The organism is Streptosporangium sp. 'caverna', assembly GCF_003203775.1.
In the GTDB taxonomy this organism is placed as follows: Bacteria; Actinomycetota; Actinomycetes; order Streptosporangiales; family Streptosporangiaceae; genus Streptosporangium; species Streptosporangium subroseum.
Genome location: NZ_CP029711.1, coordinates 7190748 through 7208605, shown reverse-complemented (window position 1 = coordinate 7208605; position 17858 = coordinate 7190748). Strand labels below are relative to the sequence as shown.

The 17858-nt window shown below is 67.5% G+C and carries 15 protein-coding genes; 11 read left to right on the top strand and 4 right to left on the bottom strand.

Annotation, left to right across the window (positions count from 1 at the left end):
- Positions 1-76: 76 nt before the first annotated feature.
- Together DKM19_RS31535 and DKM19_RS31530 are read left to right on the top strand one after the other, a co-directional pair.
- Positions 77-1006, top strand: a complete 930-nt coding sequence (locus DKM19_RS31535; RefSeq protein ID WP_110700675.1) for a hydroxymethylglutaryl-CoA lyase — start codon at positions 77-79, stop codon at positions 1004-1006.
- Between the two features lie 99 nt (positions 1007-1105).
- Positions 1106-2263: an acyl-CoA dehydrogenase family protein gene (locus DKM19_RS31530; protein ID WP_204358333.1), complete on the top strand. Its 1158-nt coding sequence runs from the start codon at positions 1106-1108 to the stop codon at positions 2261-2263.
- Positions 2264-2740: 477 nt separating this feature from the next.
- Here the strand turns inward: DKM19_RS31530 and DKM19_RS31525 are convergent, their stop codons facing one another.
- Positions 2741-3775 (bottom strand): hypothetical protein, encoded by a 1035-nt coding sequence (locus DKM19_RS31525; RefSeq protein WP_110700671.1) that lies wholly within the window; start codon positions 3773-3775, stop codon positions 2741-2743.
- Positions 3776-3988: 213 nt separating this feature from the next.
- Between DKM19_RS31525 and DKM19_RS31520 the strand changes: the two genes are divergently transcribed.
- The 7 genes from DKM19_RS31520 (at position 3989) to DKM19_RS31500 (ending at position 13709) form a co-directional block, all read left to right on the top strand.
- A complete protein-coding gene (locus DKM19_RS31520) occupies positions 3989-5224 on the top strand; it encodes a sensor histidine kinase (RefSeq protein WP_110700669.1) in 1236 nt (411 codons plus the stop codon).
- Positions 5221-5874 carry a response regulator transcription factor gene (locus DKM19_RS31515; RefSeq protein WP_110700667.1) on the top strand — a complete coding sequence of 218 codons (654 nt, stop codon included), beginning with the start codon at positions 5221-5223 and terminating at the stop codon, positions 5872-5874. The genes DKM19_RS31520 and DKM19_RS31515 overlap by 4 nt, the downstream gene beginning before the upstream one ends.
- Positions 5875-6181: 307 nt before the next feature.
- Positions 6182-6307: a hypothetical protein gene (locus tag DKM19_RS52615; RefSeq protein ID WP_255415450.1), complete on the top strand. Its 126-nt coding sequence runs from the start codon at positions 6182-6184 to the stop codon at positions 6305-6307.
- 1094 nt (positions 6308-7401) lie between these two features.
- The gene (locus tag DKM19_RS51065) at positions 7402-9150 is read left to right on the top strand and encodes a right-handed parallel beta-helix repeat-containing protein (RefSeq protein ID WP_204358332.1); all 1749 of its coding nucleotides are present in this window, start codon (positions 7402-7404) and stop codon (positions 9148-9150) included.
- A gap of 33 nt (positions 9151-9183) precedes the next feature.
- On the top strand, positions 9184-10098 hold the full coding sequence (locus tag DKM19_RS52110) for an RICIN domain-containing protein (RefSeq protein ID WP_239513685.1): 915 nt from the start codon (positions 9184-9186) through the stop codon (positions 10096-10098).
- A gap of 460 nt (positions 10099-10558) precedes the next feature.
- Complete coding sequence (locus DKM19_RS31505; protein WP_110700665.1) at positions 10559-11407, top strand: DUF1996 domain-containing protein; 849 nt, start codon at positions 10559-10561, stop codon at positions 11405-11407.
- A gap of 124 nt (positions 11408-11531) precedes the next feature.
- Positions 11532-13709, top strand: coding sequence for a discoidin domain-containing protein (locus DKM19_RS31500; RefSeq protein WP_110700663.1), 2178 nt, complete (start codon positions 11532-11534; stop codon positions 13707-13709).
- Here the strand turns inward: DKM19_RS31500 and DKM19_RS31495 are convergent.
- Positions 13706-14722, bottom strand: coding sequence for a LacI family DNA-binding transcriptional regulator (locus DKM19_RS31495; RefSeq protein ID WP_110700661.1), 1017 nt, complete (start codon positions 14720-14722; stop codon positions 13706-13708). The two genes, DKM19_RS31500 and DKM19_RS31495, sit on opposite strands and share 4 nt — an antisense overlap.
- Before the next feature lie 510 nt (positions 14723-15232).
- Here DKM19_RS31495 and DKM19_RS52610 point away from each other — a divergent pair.
- Entirely contained in the window at positions 15233-15364 is a 132-nt protein-coding gene (locus tag DKM19_RS52610; protein WP_255415449.1) for a hypothetical protein, read from the top strand.
- Positions 15365-15793: 429 nt separating this feature from the next.
- Positions 15794-16357, top strand: a complete 564-nt coding sequence (locus tag DKM19_RS31485; protein ID WP_110700659.1) for a dihydrofolate reductase family protein — start codon at positions 15794-15796, stop codon at positions 16355-16357.
- A gap of 275 nt (positions 16358-16632) precedes the next feature.
- On the opposite strand, the gene DKM19_RS31480 is transcribed toward DKM19_RS31485, so the two are convergent.
- The gene (locus DKM19_RS31480) at positions 16633-17217 is read right to left on the bottom strand and encodes a nucleosidase (protein WP_110706138.1); all 585 of its coding nucleotides are present in this window, start codon (positions 17215-17217) and stop codon (positions 16633-16635) included.
- Positions 17218-17369: 152 nt separating this feature from the next.
- Positions 17370-17756: a RidA family protein gene (locus DKM19_RS31475; RefSeq protein WP_110700657.1), complete on the bottom strand. Its 387-nt coding sequence runs from the start codon at positions 17754-17756 to the stop codon at positions 17370-17372.
- Positions 17757-17858: the final 102 nt, after the last annotated feature.

Sequence of the window (17858 nt, the reverse complement as noted above, 5' to 3'; positions counted from 1 at the left end):
CCAGGGACAGAACGGGTCATGAGGCGTGATCCGTACGAGATCAGGGCGGCGGGCCGGGCAGGGGAGAGGACGAGTCATGATGCGTGAGCCGTACGGGGTCAGGGCCGAAGGGCTGCCGGAGCGGGTCACGATCTACGAGGTCGGGCCGCGCGACGGGCTGCAGAACGAGTCGGCGGTGATCCCCGTGGAGGTCAAGGCGGAGTTCATCGCCCGGCTGGCCGCCGCGGGGCACCGCGTGATCGAGGCGACCAGCTTCGTGCACCCCAAATGGGTGCCCCAGCTCGCCGACGCCTCCGAGCTGCTGGCGGGCATGGAGCGGGTTCCCGGCGTGCGCTACCCGGTGCTCGTGCCCAACGAGCGTGGCCTCGACCGGGCGCTCGAACACGGCGTCGAGGAGATCGCGATCTTCGGAAGCGCCACCGAGACCTTCGCCGCCAAGAACCTGAACCGGACACTGGACTCGCAGTTCGAGATGTTCGAGCCGGTGGTCGCGCGGGCGCTGGAGCACGGCCTGAAGGTCAGGGCCTACGTGTCGATGTGCTTCGGCGACCCGTGGGAGGGGCCGACGCCGATCGACCAGGTGGTCACCGTGGGACGCCGGCTGCTCGACCTGGGCTGCTTCGAGCTGTCGCTCGGCGACACCGTCGGCGTCGCCACGCCGGGCCACGTGAGCGCGCTGATCGAGGCCTTCGGCGGGCCGTCGCGGCTGGCGGTGCACTTCCACGACACCTACGGCCAGGCACTGGCCAACACCCTCGCCGCCCTCCGCGAGGGCGTGACCGTGGTGGACGCCTCCACCGGAGGCATCGGCGGCTGCCCGTACGCCGAGAGCGCCACCGGCAACCTCGCCACCGAGGACCTGGTCTGGATGCTGCACGGCCTGGGCATCGAGACCGGCCTGAACCTCGAATCGCTGGTCGAGACCAGCACCTGGCTGGCCGAGAAGCTCGGCCGCCCCAGCACCTCGCGGGTCGTCCAGGCACTGGGACCAAAACCGGCGCGCTGAGAGACCGGCCATTGAAAACAGACCGGGCGCGCTGAGCGGCCGGCCATGGAGAACGGACCCGGCGCGCCGAGCGGCCGATCACTACGTCAAGGAGTAACGATGCCCAAGCTCAACGAGGACTACGAAGACCTCCGCAAAACCGTCGAGGCGTTCGCCCGCGACGTGGTGGCCCCGGTGATCGGGGACCTCTACCAGCGCGAGGAGTTCCCCTATGACATCGTGCGGCAGATGGGCGCGATGGGCCTGTTCGGGCTGCCGATCCCGGAGGAGTACGGCGGCATGGGCGGCGACTACTTCGCGCTCTGCCTCACGCTGGAGGAGCTGGCCAGGGTCGACTCCAGCGTGTCGATCACCGTGGAGGCCGCGGTGTCGCTGGGCGCGATGCCGATCTACCGGTTCGGTACGCCGGAGCAGCGCGCCGAGTGGCTGCCCCACCTGACCTCCGGGGAGATGCTGGGCGCGTTCGGCCTCACCGAGCCGGGCGGCGGCACCGACGTTCCGGGCGGCATGCGGACCACGGCCGTGCTGGACGGGAACGAGTGGGTGATCAACGGCACGAAGGCGTTCATCACCAACTCCGGCACCGACATCACCGGCGTCGTCGGCGTGGCCGCGATCACCGGTGAGCGCGCCGACGGCAAGAAGGAGATCTCCACGATCCTGGTCCCCGCCGGGACGCCGGGCTTCACCGCCTCGAAGAAGTACTCCAAGGTCGGCTGGAACTGCTCCGACACCCGCGAGCTCTCCTTCGACAACTGCCGGGTCCCGGCCGAGAACCTGCTCGGCGAGCGCGGCCGGGGCTACGCGCAGTTCCTGCAGACCCTCGACGAGGGCCGCATCGCGATCGCCGCCCTCTCGGTCGGCCTGGCCCAGGGCTGCGTGGACGAGTCCCTGCGCTACGTCCGCGAACGCCAGGCCTTCGGCCACCCGATCGGTCACTACCAGGCCATCCAGTTCAAGATCGCCGACATGGAGGTCCGCACCCACACCGCCCGCCTGGCCTACTACCACGCGGCGGAGAAGATGCTGGCCGGTGAGCCGTTCAAGAAGGAGGCGGCCATCGCCAAGCTCGTCGCCGGCGACGCGGCCATGGACAACGCCCGCGACGCCACCCAGATCTTCGGCGGCTATGGGTTCATGAACGAGTATCCGGTCGGCCGCTTCTACCGTGACGCCAAGATCCTGGAGATCGGCGAGGGCACCAGCGAGGTCCAGCGCATGCTCATCGCCAGAGAGCTGGGCCTGAGCAGCCTCTGACCCGCGGATACATGAGCCAGGGGGAGAGCCGATCCGGCCACCGCCCGGCCGCGGAGGCAATCCCAGAACCGGCTCTGTTCCGTCCCTGTTCCGTCAGACGAGAAACGCGGCCGGAACAGTCGTCAATAAACGATCGTTTATTGACGACCAGACCCGGCCTCTGACTGATCCGATGATGAACCGTCACCTAGAGCTACAAGATCAATGGGACATGCCCTCGCTGGGCGGGCAGGCTCCGGGATGGGGAAGGTCCGCTCGGTTGATCCCCGCTGGCGTTGCCGTACGCTGCCGACCGTCGTGTCGGACGGCGTCGTTCACTTCGCCGCAACTCAACATGAGCGGGTTTCTTCGAACTCCATGAGCTGAAGTCCGGTGGGCACGCGGGACGGCGTGCCCGGGAGCGGACGGTCCGGCCTGGTCAAACCGTAGTAGGGCATAGCGGCGGCGAGCTTCGGCGCGGTCCTGCGGGACGCGGGGTCAGCAGCCGGAGCAGGTCGCCCGCCTGCGCCGATGGTAGGCCAGCGTGGCCAGGCCCAGCCCGATTCCCCACGGTAGCCACAGCAGGCCGGGCGCGCCGCTGCCCGTGATGGGCAGGCCGTCAAAAATGAACAGCCGGTAAATCACCAGTCCGGCCGAGATGACGGCGACGGTCACGACCGTGGCGGGGACCACGGCCAGTGCCACGGGCACGCGCCGGCTGCCCAGGTAGGGCACCCATCCCGGCAGGACCGTGCCCCAGCGCATGGACAGCCCGAGCGTGAGCAGCGCACCGCCCACGGCCGACAGCGGCAGGCTGTACTCGATCAGCGGCCCGATCCCCTTCGCGGCCATGTCGGCCGCCAGGCCTCGGACGAACTGCTGGTCCACGCCCAGCGGGATGCCGAGGTTCCACGCTGCCCGCTGCACCGCGTACGGCAGCGGCGCCACCACCGCCACCGCGGTCGCCCAGCGGCCGATCCGGGCCCAGCGCGCCGCCGTACCCGGTTCGGCGCGTGTCCGGTCGCACCGCGGGCAGCGCGGGTCGCGCAGCAGTGATGCCGCCGTACCGGCGAGCAGCGCGCCGCCGAGGGCGCACAGCAGCTGGTTCGTCAATGGCCAGTCCACCAGGGCGTGTCCGTGCAGCCCGTAGGCCATGTTCTGGAGCACCCGGACGTCGGGGATCGCCAGCAGCAGCGGTGCCGCCACCACGAGGAGCACCACGGCCGCAGCCCGGTGCGGGATCCACCGCGTCCACGGCGACCGCCCGGCCAGCGCGGCGACCAGACCGGCCGCGCAACCGAAGGCGATGACCACGCCGGCCGTTCGCGGCTCGGCGGTGGCCAGCAGGTTTCCCATCTCCATGCCCTTGGGGTCGCCGGCGCCGAAGGGGAACCCGGCACCGCCGGACGCCCAGTACACGGCGAGGGCACCATAGCCCAGGCACCACAGGGCGGCCGCGTAGGGGACCAGCCCCCACAGCCGCCCCACCATGCGGCCGCCGTACCGCGCGGTCACCACCTCGGCCGCGGTCATCGACGTCCTCCGAACCGAGTGCCGCGCGGATCGCCGGGACAGTGCGCCCCGTTCCGCGGCGCGGGCGGATTCGAATGGGTCATCTCTCCTCCTGGACTCTGGCGCCGCCCCTGTGAGCGGCACGCAGTCTGGAGACTCGCAGCCGCCCCGGCGGTCCCGATATCTGCCGATCGGCAGACGCGGAGCGCGCCCGGCCCGCTCTATGGTGGGTTCGTGCTGAATAGTGCGGTCACCGCCGAGCCGGAGCGAGGGGGCGTCGAACGCCTCGCCGCACGCGCGCTCCTGACCGCCGCCCCACTGGTTGCCGCCCTCGCCCTGGCCGGGGCGCTGCACCCCGGCACGAGCCCGCTCCTGGCGGTGCCCGCCGCGCTGACGCTCGGCACGCTGGGAGTGCTGGTCGCGGGGTGGCCCCGCACCCGGCGGGTCCTCGGCATGGCCGTCGGCGCCGTCTGCCTCATCTCGCTCGCCTGCATCATCGTGTGGTTCGCCCGCCCACCGCTGGGCCCCGGCGGCTCGTGGTCGCTGCTGCACACCGCGGCGCTGATGGCCTTGGCCGCGCTGGCGTGCCGGTGGTCACCGATCCGGGAGGCCGCCGCCGCAGGCACGCTGACCGTGCTCGCCTCGGCGGCCCTCGGCCTCCCGGTCACCGGCCCGCCGCGGGGGATCTGGTGGGAGCCCATCGCGATCTGCGCGTTCTGGTCGCTCCCCGCCGCCGTGGGCGCCGCGGCCGGCTGTTACCTACGCTGGTTGGACGCCCGCAGGGTCCAGGCGGTGCGGCAGGCCCGCCGGGCGCAGCGCGTCCAGCTCGCCACCGACCTGCACGACTTCGTGGCCCATGACGTCAGCGCCATGGTCATCCAGGCCCAAGCCGCCCAAGTGCTGCTCCGCGGCGATCCCGACGAGGCCGCGAGAGTGCTGCGGCGGATCGAGTCGGACGGCACCCGCGCGCTCGCCTCGATGGACCGGACGATCCGGATGCTGCGCGAGCTGGAGTACGGCGCGGGCACCGGCCCCACGACGGCGCCCGGCGCCACCGAGCTGCCCGAGCTGATCGCGCGCTACGCGGGCAGCGGCGCGGGCCCGATCGAGCTGAACATGGCCTCGGGGCTGGACCGGGCGCTGCATCAGGAGGCGAGCACGGCCGTGTACCGCGTGGTGGTCGAGGCGCTCACGAACGTGCGCCGGCACGCCCGCCCCGGCGCCGCGGTCGCCGTCGAACTGGCCGAGTCCGCAGAAGGCGGCGTCGTGCTCACGGTCATCGACCAGGCGGGCGACACCGGCCAGGCGCCACGCGACCTCTCGGGCCGGCGCCGCGGCGGTGTGGGGCTGGCCAGCCTGGCCGAGCGGATCGAGGCGCTGGGCGGCGTCTTCACCGCCCAGCCCGTGCCTCCGGCAGGCTGGCGGGTCCGCGCCGAGCTTCCCGGTGCTCTTGTGGAGCCGGTGCCGTGACCATCCGGGTGCTCATCGCCGACGATCAGGAGCAGGTCAGGTCCGGGTTCCGCACCATTCTCGGCACCGCGCCGGACATCGAGGTAGTCGGCCAGGCCACCGACGGCGTCGAGGCCCTGGATCTGACCAGGCGGCTCCGGCCCGACGTGGTGATCGCCGACATTCGGATGCCGCGGATGGACGGGCTGGAACTGACCCGGATCCTCTGCTCCCCAGGCACGCAGGTCGGCGCGCGCGTGGTGGTGGTTACCACCTACGACCTGGACACCTACGTGCACACCGCGCTGCGCCACGGCGCCTGCGGCTTCCTGCTCAAGCACTCGGGTGCTGGACTGCTGATCGAGGCGGTGCGCGCCGCGATGGCCGGCGACGCCCTGATCAGCCCGTCAGTGACGGTACGGCTGCTGCGTGAGCTGTCCGGCCGGCACGAGGAGCCGGGCCAGGCGCAGCCGCTGACCGACCGGGAGCTGGACATCGTCGCCCTGGTCGCCGACGGCCGGACCAACGCGGAGATCGGCGCGGAGCTGTACATCACCGCCGGAACCGTCAAGACCCATCTGGCCCACATCCAGCGCAAGCTCGGCGCGCGCAACCGGGTCGGCATCGCCGCGTGGGCCTGGGAGACCGGCCACCGGCAACTCGGGCACTGACCGGCTCCAGAGCGCAGACAGAGCTCGCCGGCGCGATGAGAAGGACGAACTGGAGACCGCGCTCGACGAGTTGGCGGACAATGATGAGCCTGAGTAAGAACGGGTGTTGTTCGAGAGAAGCTCGTTAGCGAAGTTGCTTTGACTCCAACATCGACAAGCGCGTGGCCGCGAGATCGGTTGCACACAGCGCTGTCGAGACCTGGCCAGCCGAGCGCCGGCGGCACCCCTCTGTTCCGTCGCTGTTCCGTCAGAGGGTGAAAGACAGCGAAAGATGATGGAAGATGGCCGAAGGTAAATCCCCTGGTCAATGGCTGGCCTTGGCTGTTATCGCAGGTCACTAGATCTCATGTCGCAGATCCTGGAGATCGGCGAGGGCACCAGCGAGGTCCAGCGCATGCCCATCGCCAGAGAGCTGGGCCTGAGCAGCCTCTGACCCGCGGATACATGAGCCAGGGGGAGAGCTGATCCGGCCATCTCCCGGCCGCGGAGACAATCCCAGGACCAGCTCTGTTCCGTCGATCAGCTTCTGGGTGTTCACCAGGTACGGGCCGATCGCCGTGGCCCTGGTCCGCGTCCCTGCGGCTGCGCCACCTCATGGACGCGCTGCTGTGGGCCGGCCGACGCCTCCGATCATCCTCCGTGACCGGCGGCGACCGAGTGAACCGGCGAGTGTGATCACATTCGCCGATGAAAGTTACAACGGCGAATGTGATCCACCACTGCCGAGGTAAGTGGTTCTCTCCCTCGATCTGCCCGGAACGCGGGCTGATCCAGCAGGGATCTGGTGCACCGCGGGCACCGCGTGGAGGATTGCGCCGGGCTGCCGGCAACCGGCGCGGCGACGGAGACATCGGTCCTTGGCCTGGCGGTTCGGGTCCACGAGCTGCCAGGTCGCACCGTACGCATGACCGGCGGGGTCCCACCGCAACCTGCGGGAAGTCCACCATGTCACGGAAGATCACCCGACGTCGCCGCGCCGGGGTGAACGAAGGTGCATCTTCCCCCGCTCGATCAACTATTGCGAGATGCCTCTGTTAATGCGACATTACCCTCAGACATCAGTCGACATACGTCATACGTTACGAAATGGTAACACGATGTCTGTCACGGATTCTTAGGGCGTGTTATGAGGAGATCTCTCGTCGGCGGCGGCGACCCTCGTCGGCGCGGCGCCGGGGCGGACGATCAGGGCTTCTTCATGTACCGGCGAGCTCGTCCCTCGCGCGCTGGAGGGCCCATGAGCCGCCTGTGGCGAATGCTCGGTGCGCAGGGCCGGCCGGCACCGCTCATCCCGCGGCAAGGACATCCGGCCTCACCGGCGACGAGCCCGCCGAGGCCCACGCTCCACCGGCGATTGCCGCGCATGGCGTGAGGGGCGGCCGGTCCCTCGGCCCGGAAAGGTGCGCGGCCCTCCGTCCGACGTCCCCAACCGCAAGACAGGCGCCACGCCCGCGCAATGGCACACCCCGATGAGTTCTGCTACGGCGCGGCGAACACTCTGCTCGGAACCGGCGAAAGGAACAGAGCGTGAAGTCAGCCTTGTCCACCACTGGGAGAGCGTTAGCGGCGCTTGCGGTGTTCGTTGCCGCTGCGTTGCTGCCGACCTTCACGGGTAATGCCCCGGCCTCGGCGGCGACCCAGGCAACCTACTATGTCGCCCCCGACGGCAACGACGCCAACCCTGGAACGATCGCGTCACCGTTCAGAACCCCACAGCGCGCGAGGGACGTCGTTCGCACGGTGAACGCCGGCATGACAGGCGACATCTACGTGTATCTCCGCGGGGGAAACCATTCGGTCGGCAGCACAATCGAATTCACGTCGGCCGACTCCGGAACGAATGGTTACCGGGTCATATACGCCGCATACCAGAATGAGACGCCAATCCTCAGTGGGGGCGTTCAGATAACCGGATGGACGCAGCACAGCGGTAACATCTGGAAAGCCCCGCTGAATCGCAGCAACAAGCTCCGTGCGCTCTATGTCAACGACAAGCGAGCGTACATGGCTTCGAAGACGATGAGTTCGGCGGGGTGCTACGGAACCTACAACATCACGGCGGGGCAGGCGTCCTGGGCGTGGGAATCGGGTTCGCAGTGCGCGGGAGCAAAGTACAGTCCGGGTGACTTTCCCGCCATCGCCGGAAATCAAGACGACATCGAAATAGAAACGGGGACGACCTGGACCACGGCCATCGTGGGAGTCCGGCAGGTCACCTATGACGGAACGAACCGTATAGCTCAGTTCCAGCAGCCGGGAGCGGCTATCGCCCAAGGCGCCTTCAACGGGAACGCCCAGGTCGGCGGCACCCACAAGGTCATGAACGCCTACGAGTTCCTGGACACGCCGGGCGAATTCTACTTCGACAAGACGAGCCGGACGGTTTACTACTACAAAGCAAGCTCCGAAGACATGTCGACCGCGACGGTTTTCGCACCGAACAATGTGTCCACCGTTCTCAAGGTCGCGGGCACCTCCACGAGCAGTCGCGCCCGGAACATCACGTTCTCCGGCCTCACGGTCCAGCACTCCGACTGGAACCTGTTCAACGTGGCCGGCTCTGTGCTCAAGCAGGCCCAGCAGGGCAATCTCGGCGCACTCGCATACGCCAGGCAGAACTTCCACGTCTATTACTACCGCAACGTCGACACGGCGCCCGGCATCATTCAGATCGAGAACGCCGACGGGCTCGTCCTGGAGAAAAACCGGATACAACACACCGGCGTCGACGGAATCAACATGGTCAACGACGTGGTGAACACGCAGTTGGTCGGGAACTACACGAACGACATCGCCGGATCCGCCATCACCGTGGGCCATCCCCAGCATGTCTACATCGGGGATTACACCGCGACGAATCGCGAGAAGTATCCCGCTCAGGTCGAGGGAGCGCCCAAGAACATCGAGATAAAGAACAACTACATTTACGACAGTGCCGTGTTGTTCAACGGGCACAGCCCCATCTCGGCGTACTTCGCCGACGGCCTGTCCATCCAGCACAACCGCATCGAGAAAACCCCGTGGTCCGGTGTGACGCTCGGCTGGGGCTGGTGGAACTTCGACGGATCGTCAGGCTCGATCGCGCCCAACCGGCCGACCACCACGGCGAAGAACAACACCATCAGCTACAACCACTTCATTGACACGGTGCAGCGCCTGAGTGACACGGCTCCCGTCTACACGCTGGGCGGCCAGCCGGGAACCACAATCAACAACAACTACATGCAGGGCGTCCCGTCCGGTCACAAGTATGGACTACACCCGGACGAAGGCTAGGCGTACATCGCTTTCCGCGACAACGTCCTGAGCGTGGACAAGAACATCACGTGGCTCATTAACTCCGACGACTTCGGGCGTAAGCATGATCTGAGCATCACTCAGACATACGGTCCTATCAACAAGGTCTCCAACAAGAATCTGCCGAACAGCACGGTCCAGGATATCCTCGTGTCTTCCGACTATGTCTGGCCGTCGCAGGCCTACGGCATCGCCGTGAACTCCGGACTCGAGGATGCATACAGGAATATCATTCCCCAGAGCAATCTTTCCCTGCCGGATTACGTCCTGCCTGCCAGCACGTTCGTCGGCACCGGTGCGACGTCAATTCCCATCCGGAGCACCGGCGATGCGAGCAAGACGGTCTGGCTGGCTCCCTCGGGTACGACGTCCTTCGCCGCCGGCAACACGATGACCAGGGCAAGCGGAACCGCTACCTCCATTGCCGTTCCGACGTCGGCCGGTGAGTATCGGCTCTACGTCGTGGACGCCCAGGGGAATCGATCGGCGGAGTCGAAATCGCTCGTCAGGCAAGGAAACGGCGGCGGGGGCGGCCAGCAGAACGTCACAATCGTGGGTGGCCAGTCGGGCCGATGCGTGGACATCAGCGGCGGCACGGCGACCAACGGCGCTCAGGCGCAGCTGTGGGACTGCAACGGCGGCACCAACCAGCGGTGGACGTACACGTCGGGCAAGCAGCTGCAGGTGTTCGGCAGCAAGTGTCTGGACGCCTACAACCAGGGCACCTCGAACGGCACCCAGGTGGTGATCTGGGACTGCAACGGACAGGCCAACCAGCAGTGGAACCTCAACTCCAACGGCACCATCACCGGTGTGCAGTCCGGGTTGTGCCTGGACGCCAACGGCGGCGGCACCGCCAACGGTACGAGGGGCATTCTGTGGTCGTGCAACGGCGGCACGAACCAGCAGTGGAGCCTGCGCAGCTGACGTGAGGTTCTACCGGGCCGCGGACGGTCATACGCACACCGCCCGCGGCCCACCCCGCCGACGGCCGGGATTCCATCCGAAGGCGTTGCAGCTCCGTACGAGATTCGGCGCCATCGCCCGGCAGGTCCCCAGTGAAGGGCAAGCAGCCGTCTTGCCCGTGTGCAGGGCGCCTCTTCGGCCGGCGACCCGTTGTTCTGACCATGCTCGGCAGGGATCTCGGAGGCGATGAGCGGGCGGTGCTCGAGCCGCTTTCACATCTGTTTCATCCGCGCACGGTTCCCCCGGCGTAACGGTCCATCGTGGAGTCTCGTACACGCGCTCTGACCTGCCTGGAAACGATCACCCGAGGGTGCGCGGGGGTCCGGTGGCAAATTTTGGCAAGCGCTTTCCGCCGCAACATTGCCGTAATAAAGTCCGGATTCCACCCCATTTCTGATGCTCAAATCGCCAAAGAGGTGTCATGAGTATTCGCACCCTCGCGGTCGCAGCGGCCGCACTCGTCCTGACAGCGGCAGGCACCGCGCAAGCGGCCGGCGCCGTACAAGCGGCCGACGATCCGCCGTTCGCGCAGTACCAGGAGATGCACGCGAACTGCACCGTCACCCATCGGCTCAGCGACGACCCGATCGTGTTCCCGGGTCTGCCGGGCGCGTCGCACAACCACACTTTCGTCGGCAACCCCACCACCAACGCGAACTCCACTCCGCAGGCACTGGTCGGTGGGGCGACGTCCTGCGAGGACACGCTCGACGCGTCGGGATACTGGTTCCCGACGTTGTTGCAGAACGGCACCGTACGGCTGCCGGACAAGCCAACGATCTACTACAAGTCCGGCGTCAAGGACTACCGCACCGTCAAGCCGTTCCCGCCCGGGTTCCGGCTCGTCGTCGGCGATGCCCGCGCGACGGACGCCGCCGCGTACGAGGGGACCTGGAAGTGCCCCGGTTACACGGGCAGCGTCTTCCCGTCATCGTGCCCGAGCGGCACCTCCCTGGTCGCGCGGCTGAAGGCTCCGAGCTGCTGGGACGGCGTGCACCTGGACAGCGCCGATCACAAGTCCCACATGGCATGGCCGGTCCGCGGAGTCTGCCCGGCGGACCACCCCGTACCGCTGCCCATGCTCGAAGCCAAGGTCCCGTATCCGCTGCCCGGCGGAAACACCAGCGGTCTGTCCCTCGCCTCGGGCGCCGCCTACACCTTCCACTACGACTTCATGAACGGGTGGGACGCGCCGCGCCAGGCCTATCTCGTGGCCTACTGCATCAACGGCGGACGCCAGTGCAACGGCTACGGGCAGGACCCGGAGTAGCCGTAACGCCCGGCAACACCGCCATCTTCACCTCGCAGGTGATTCGTCGGCGGCGCCCATCCCGGGCGCCGCCCGTACAAGCATGCCGCCGTTGCCCGCGGCGGCCCCCCGCCAGGGAGAAACCATGCGCGCCTCACCCTTCCGCCGCCGGCTGCTGGCCGGCATCGCCACCATGGCGCTGGCCGTCACCGGCATGGTCGTCACGCCGAGCGCCGCCCCCGCGAGCGCGGCCGCGTGCGACACCGCCACGAACATCGCTCTCAACAAGCCCGCGACCGCCTCCTCGGTCCAGGGCAACGGTTATCTGCCCGCCAAGGCCGTCGACGGCGACGTCGCCACCCGATGGTCGAGCCAGTCCAGCGATCCGCAGTGGATACAGGTCGACCTCGGGCCGAATACCGCGGTCTGCCAGGTGGTCGTCAACTGGCAGACGTCGTACGCCAAAGCCTTCCGCCTCGAGTTGTCCGGCGACGGCAACCAGTGGACGACGCTCTACTCCACCACCGCCAACACCGGCGGCGTACAGACCATCGACGCGGCCGGCACCGGTCGCTACCTGCGCGTGTACGGCACGCAGCGCGCCACCGGATACGGCTACTCCATCAAGGAACTGATCGTCCACGGTGGAAGCTCGGGTGGCGGCGACTGTCAGACGCCGCCACCGGTGTCCCAGGACTTCGGGCCCAACGTGGTCGTGTTCGATCCGTCGATGTCCAGTACGGCCATCCAGAGCAGGCTGGACGCCATCTTCGCCCAGACCGAGAGCGCCCAGTTCGGTAACTACCGCTATGCGGTGATGTTCAAGCCGGGCACCTACAGCGGCATCAACGCCAACACCGGCTTCTACACCTCCGTGCTGGGCCTGGGCCGCAACCCGGACGACGTCACGATCAACGGCGATGTGACGGTGGACGCCGGTTGGTTCGGCGGCAACGCCACCCAGAACTTCTGGCGCTCGCTCGACAACCTGGCGATCGTGCCCAGCCACACCGCCAATCGATGGGCGGTGTCGCAGGCCGCGCCGATGCGCCGGGTGCACATCCGCGGTGATCTCAACCTGGCTCCCAACGGGTACGGCTGGGCCAGCGGTGGTTACATCGCCGACAGCAAGATCGACGGCGCGGTCGGCCCGTACTCCCAGCAGCAGTGGTACACCCGTGACAGTCAGATCGGCAGCTGGGTCAACGGCGTGTGGAACATGGTCTTCTCCGGCGTGAAGGGCGCCCCGGCCAACGGTTTCCCCAGCCCGCCGTACACGACCCTGCCGACCACCCCGGTCGTGCGGGACAAGCCCTACCTGTACCTCAACGGCGGCAACTACCACGTGTTCGTGCCCAGCCTGCGAACCAACGCCTCCGGTACGACCTGGTCGGGCGGGTCGACACCGGGCACCTCCGTGCCGCTGACCCAGTTCTACCTCGCACGACCGTCCGACTCGGCGGCGACCCTCAACAATGCCCTGTCCTGCGGCATGAACCTGCTGTTCACGCCGGGTGTCTACCATCTGGGCCAGACGCTGAAGGTGACCCGGCCGGACACCATCGTGCTGGGCATCGGCTACCCGACGCTGATCCCGGACAACGGCATCAGCGCGATGACCGTCGCCGACGTCGACGGTGTCAAGCTCGCCGGGCTGCTGTTCGACGCGGGCACGGTGAACTCGCCCTCCCTGTTGCAGGTCGGGCCGGCCGGCGCGACCGCCGGCCATGCCGCGAACCCGACCACGCTGCAGGACGTGTTCTTCCGCGTCGGCGGAGCCGGGCCGGGGAAGGTCACCACGGCGTTGATCGTCAACAGCGCCAACACGATCATCGATCACATCTGGGCGTGGCGCGCCGATCACGGCAGCGGGGTCGGGTGGACGGTCAATCCAGCCGACACGGGCCTGATCGTCAACGGCGCCAACGTCTCCGCGTACGGGCTGTTCGTCGAGCACTTCAACAAGTACGAGGTGATATGGAACGGCCAGGGAGGGCGCACGATCTTCTTCCAGAACGAGATGCCCTACGACCCGCCGAGCCAGGCCGCGTGGCGCAGTGACGGGCGCGGGTACGCCGCGTACAAGGTGGCCGATTCGGTGACGTCACACGAGGCCTGGGGCATGGGCAGCTACTGCGTGTTCACCGCCGATCCGAGCATCGTGTCCGAACGCGGCTTCGAGGCGCCCAGCAGCCCGAACGTGAAGTTCCATAACATCTTGACCATCTCGCTGGGCAAGGGCTCGATCGAGCACGTCATCAACAACACCGGCTCCTCGACCGGTACCACCGTCAAGCCGGTGAACATCGTCAGCTACCCCTAGCGCGGGGCGGGACCCGTCGACTCGCGCACGATCAGGTGCGTCGGCAACACGGCCGATTGCCGTGTCGCCGGCGCACTGTCGTGAAGGCGTGCCAGCAGCATCGACACCGCCACCCGCCCGGCCTGCTCGATCGGAGCGGCGAGCGTGGTGAGGGTGGGGTGGCAGAAATCCGCCCCGAACATGTCGTCACAACCGACGACGCTGATCTCACCGGGCACGCCGACACCGCGCTCACGCAGCCGCGTGAGCATGCCGATGGCAAGAAGGTCGTTGAAGGCGATACACGCCGTGGCGCGGGTGTTGATCAGCGCGTCGGCGGCGGCCGATCCGGACATCCGACCGGCAGGGAAGGGGCCCAGGCGGCGTACCGGCAGTCCATGCCGGGCCGTCGCCGCGACCAGCGAGCGCCATCGGGCCTCGTTGGACCAGGAGTTCTCCGGGCCGGACATGTAGACGATCTCGCTGTGCCCGAGCGAGATCAGGTGCTCGGCCGCCTGCGCCACACCGGACGGGGAGTCGAGCACCACGCTTTCGACACCGCGCACCATGCGGTTGACCGCCACCAACGGCAGCTCGGTGGCCAACTCCGCGAGCAGGCGACGGGACAGCCGCGAGGTGGCCATGATCGCCCCGTCGATCGACTGCCGCATCTTGGACAGCATGTGCGACTCCAGCTCGCCGGAATTCTCGGTGTCGATGAGCAGGTGGGCGTAGCCCGCCGCTTTGAGCTGGTGCTGTGTGCCCCGGATCAGCCCGAAGTAGAACGGGTTGGTCACGTCGGACACCAGGACCGCGACGGTTTCGGTGCGTCCCGAAGTCAATGCGCGGGCGTGGGTGTTGGGCACGTAGGACAGTTCGCGGGCCACCGCCACGATGCGGTCGCGGGTGGCCGCGTTCACCCGGCCGGGCCGCGACAGCGCGCGAGACACGGTGGACGCGGCGAAGCCCGTAGCCTCCGCGATGTCATTGATCGTGACACGTCGTGGTCGCTTTACGCTGTCGCGGTTGTCCATGCACGGACGAAAACACGGCATGACAGGAATGGCAACCGTTTGCCTGCCTTGATTGTCAGGCGCTCACGAGGGTGGCGGTCATGGCGAGAGATGCCCGAAGAGCTCGGAGCCTGGCGGACGGTCTACGACCGCTTCACCCAGTGGCGCCGCCATGCGCTAGAGCGAGAGATCTCAGGCTCACGATGTCCTGCCGGCGGTTCCTGTTCTGGCCGTGCAGATGCGAATGTAATTGATCTACATTGTAAAGCAGAGCGCCGAAGGGAACGTCGCGGCTGGGGACCGGTTGGGGGCCACGTGTCGTGCACACAGCCGAACGATCCGCACGTCGTCGCACGCCGTCCATGGTTGCCTGAAAGCCGTTGAACTGCGAAAACTTCCACCCAGCGTCCTGGAGGTCAAGAGCGCTCTTGATGGCCGAAGGCTGGGCGTCCACACCTTCGCGATCTTGGCGCTTACGATGACGCCATGGGCCTGGGCAAGGGGAAGACGGAACACTCCGGAGCGCGTGACATGAGCCGCAAGCATGGGCACTGGGGAGCCACCGAGGAAGCGAAGGTGTGGGCCAGTAGAGCTCGCCGGCGCGATGAGAAGGACGAACTGGAGACCGCGCTCGACGAGTTGCCGGACGATGCGCCGGAGTAAGAACGGGCGTCGTTCGAGAGAAACTCGTTGACGAAGTTGCTCTGGTTCCAACACGACAACCGCGCGGTGGCGGTTCAGCACTCGGCTCCGATATGGATGGCGCACCCGCCGATCTCATCGCCATCATCGCCGGGCCCTCACCGGCCATCGCCGATCCTGCCTTGAGACATGATCATGGCTCACAGCTGCCGAGAAGATGAGTGACCATCTGCGCGGTGGGCTCCGGATGCCCCGCATCAGGGTCGGCGTCGGCGAGCAAATCGTCACTCTGGTAGTCGTTTGACCTGGGAGGACAAGCTGTGATGCACAGTTGGGCGAGACCGACAAAAAAGTTTGTCTTGACGTTTTGTGTTGTCGGATGCCAGAGTGGGGGCATCGCAAGGAACGAGTGACACCAGAGATCAACACCGCAGCGATTGGAAGCACCTCATGCGCAAGCTCAAGCTCCAGGTCCAGACCACCGTCGACGGTTACATGGCCGGCCCGAACGGCGAGATGGACTGGATGACGTTTCCGTGGACCGACGACACCAACGCCTACATCGCCGCGCTCATGAAGCCGGTCGACTGCATCGTGCTGGGCCGCAAGCTCGCCGAGGGGTTCATCCCGGCGTGGGCGGCCGGGCCCGAGGGCGAGGACAAGGAGTCCATCGACTGGATGAACAACACGCCCAAGGTCGTGATCTCCAACACCCTCACCGAGTCGCCCTGGGAGAACGCCGTCGTCGCCGGCGGCGACCTCGCCGAGACCGTGAACAGGCTCAAGGCCCAGCCGGGCGGGGACATCATCACCTACGGAGGCGGAACGCTCGTATCAGACCTGATCGCCAAGGGGCTGATCGACGAGCTCCACCTGTTCGTCAACCCGACCGCGATCGGCGCCGGAATGCCGGTGTTCGCCAACATCGGCGCCCACCAGCGGCTCCGCCTCGTCGCTGCTCGACCGTTCGACTGCGGGATCACCGCGATGCACTTCGAGCCGAAGCGCCCCTGAACACGGTCGCCGACCGCCTCGTGAACGAACGAGCGAGATGTCGGCACGCCACCGTGGCCGCGCCGAAGTGAACGGACCGCCGAAGTGAACGGACCTTCGAGGAACCACGTGGTGCGCAGAGAAGACGCAAGACGCCGATCGCATGCTTGGAGATCGGTGAGGTCCAGCGCATGCCCATCGTGAAAGAGCTGAGTCCGTCGGGACTCCGAGCCGCGGATACGCGGGCCGGCGAGAAGGCCGATCCGGCCGTCCGCCGGCCGCGGCGGACGCGAGGGTCAGAGCTGATGGGTTACGTGCCGGGTGGCCCAGTCGGCCAGGACGCGGGCGCAGTCGGCCACCGACTCGCGCCAGCTTTTCACCGCCCCTTCGCCCGCGTCGTCACTGACGTGCTTGACGATGCGGATCGGGACACCGGCCTGGGCCGCGGCTGCCGCCAGGGCGTAGCCCTCCATGTCGACCAGGTGGGCCCGGACCGCGAGGAGCTCGCGCGCGGCCTCGTCCGCGACGAAGGCGTCGCCGGTCGCCAGGATCGGGCCGTCGTCCGCGTTCAGCGTCAGTGCCGCTCCGTAGGTCTCTCCGGTGAGGGTGTACAGCAGGTCGGTGTCCAGGTCGTGCTGGATCACGGTGCTGACGACGTGGGTGCCCGTCCACCCCGGGCGCAGCGCTCCCGCGGTGCCCAGATTGACGATGTGGGAGGGGCGGGGCCCACGGGCGAGCACGGTGGCCAGCGTGACCGCGGCGTTGACCTTGCCTATGCCGGTGAGCAGCACCGGGAGGCCGGTGTCAAGGAACTGAGCTTCTTCCTTGACCGCGAGGACGAGCAGCGGGCGGTCAGTGGTGATTTCCCCGATGAGTTCCATGGCCACACGGTAGGTCCTCGTTTCGGTGGAGCCGAAACCGGGTGGACCGTCGTTGCCGCGGCGTCATCCTCCTCCGAATCTCGTTCTGCATCGCATGCTCACCTTGTTCTCCCACCCGCCTGTCTCAGCCGGTCCTTTCGAACCGGCCCTCGTCAGCCCGCGGCCGTTACCTCGATCTCGACGAGCCAGTCGCTGACGAGTGTCTCGGCGACGATTGCCGTGGTCGGGATGGCGCGATTGCCCAGCGCCGCCACGCGGGCCTCCGCGTTCGCCTCGGCGTAGGACGCATCCCGCAGGTAACTGGTGAGCCGTACGATGTTGTCGACGGTCATGTCGGCCGAGGCGAGAATGGCCCGAAGGTTCGACCAGATGAGTTCGAGCTGCTCCGCGAGCGTCGTTCCGGGCACTCCCGCGGGGTCGAGCCCCATCGTCCCGGCGACGAACAACAGCCGTTCGGCGTTGCGCACCTCGCTCGCGTGCACGTAGTCGCCGGTAGCGGCATAAACACCCTCGGTCGGGCTGTGTGTCACGATCTCCATGAGAGTTCCTTCTCTGTCGTTCACCGGACGGCGGAGCGGTCCCAGCGGGATCGGGCAGGTCACTGAAGATCACTGCGGAGGCTGCGAGGACGAGTCTGCAGG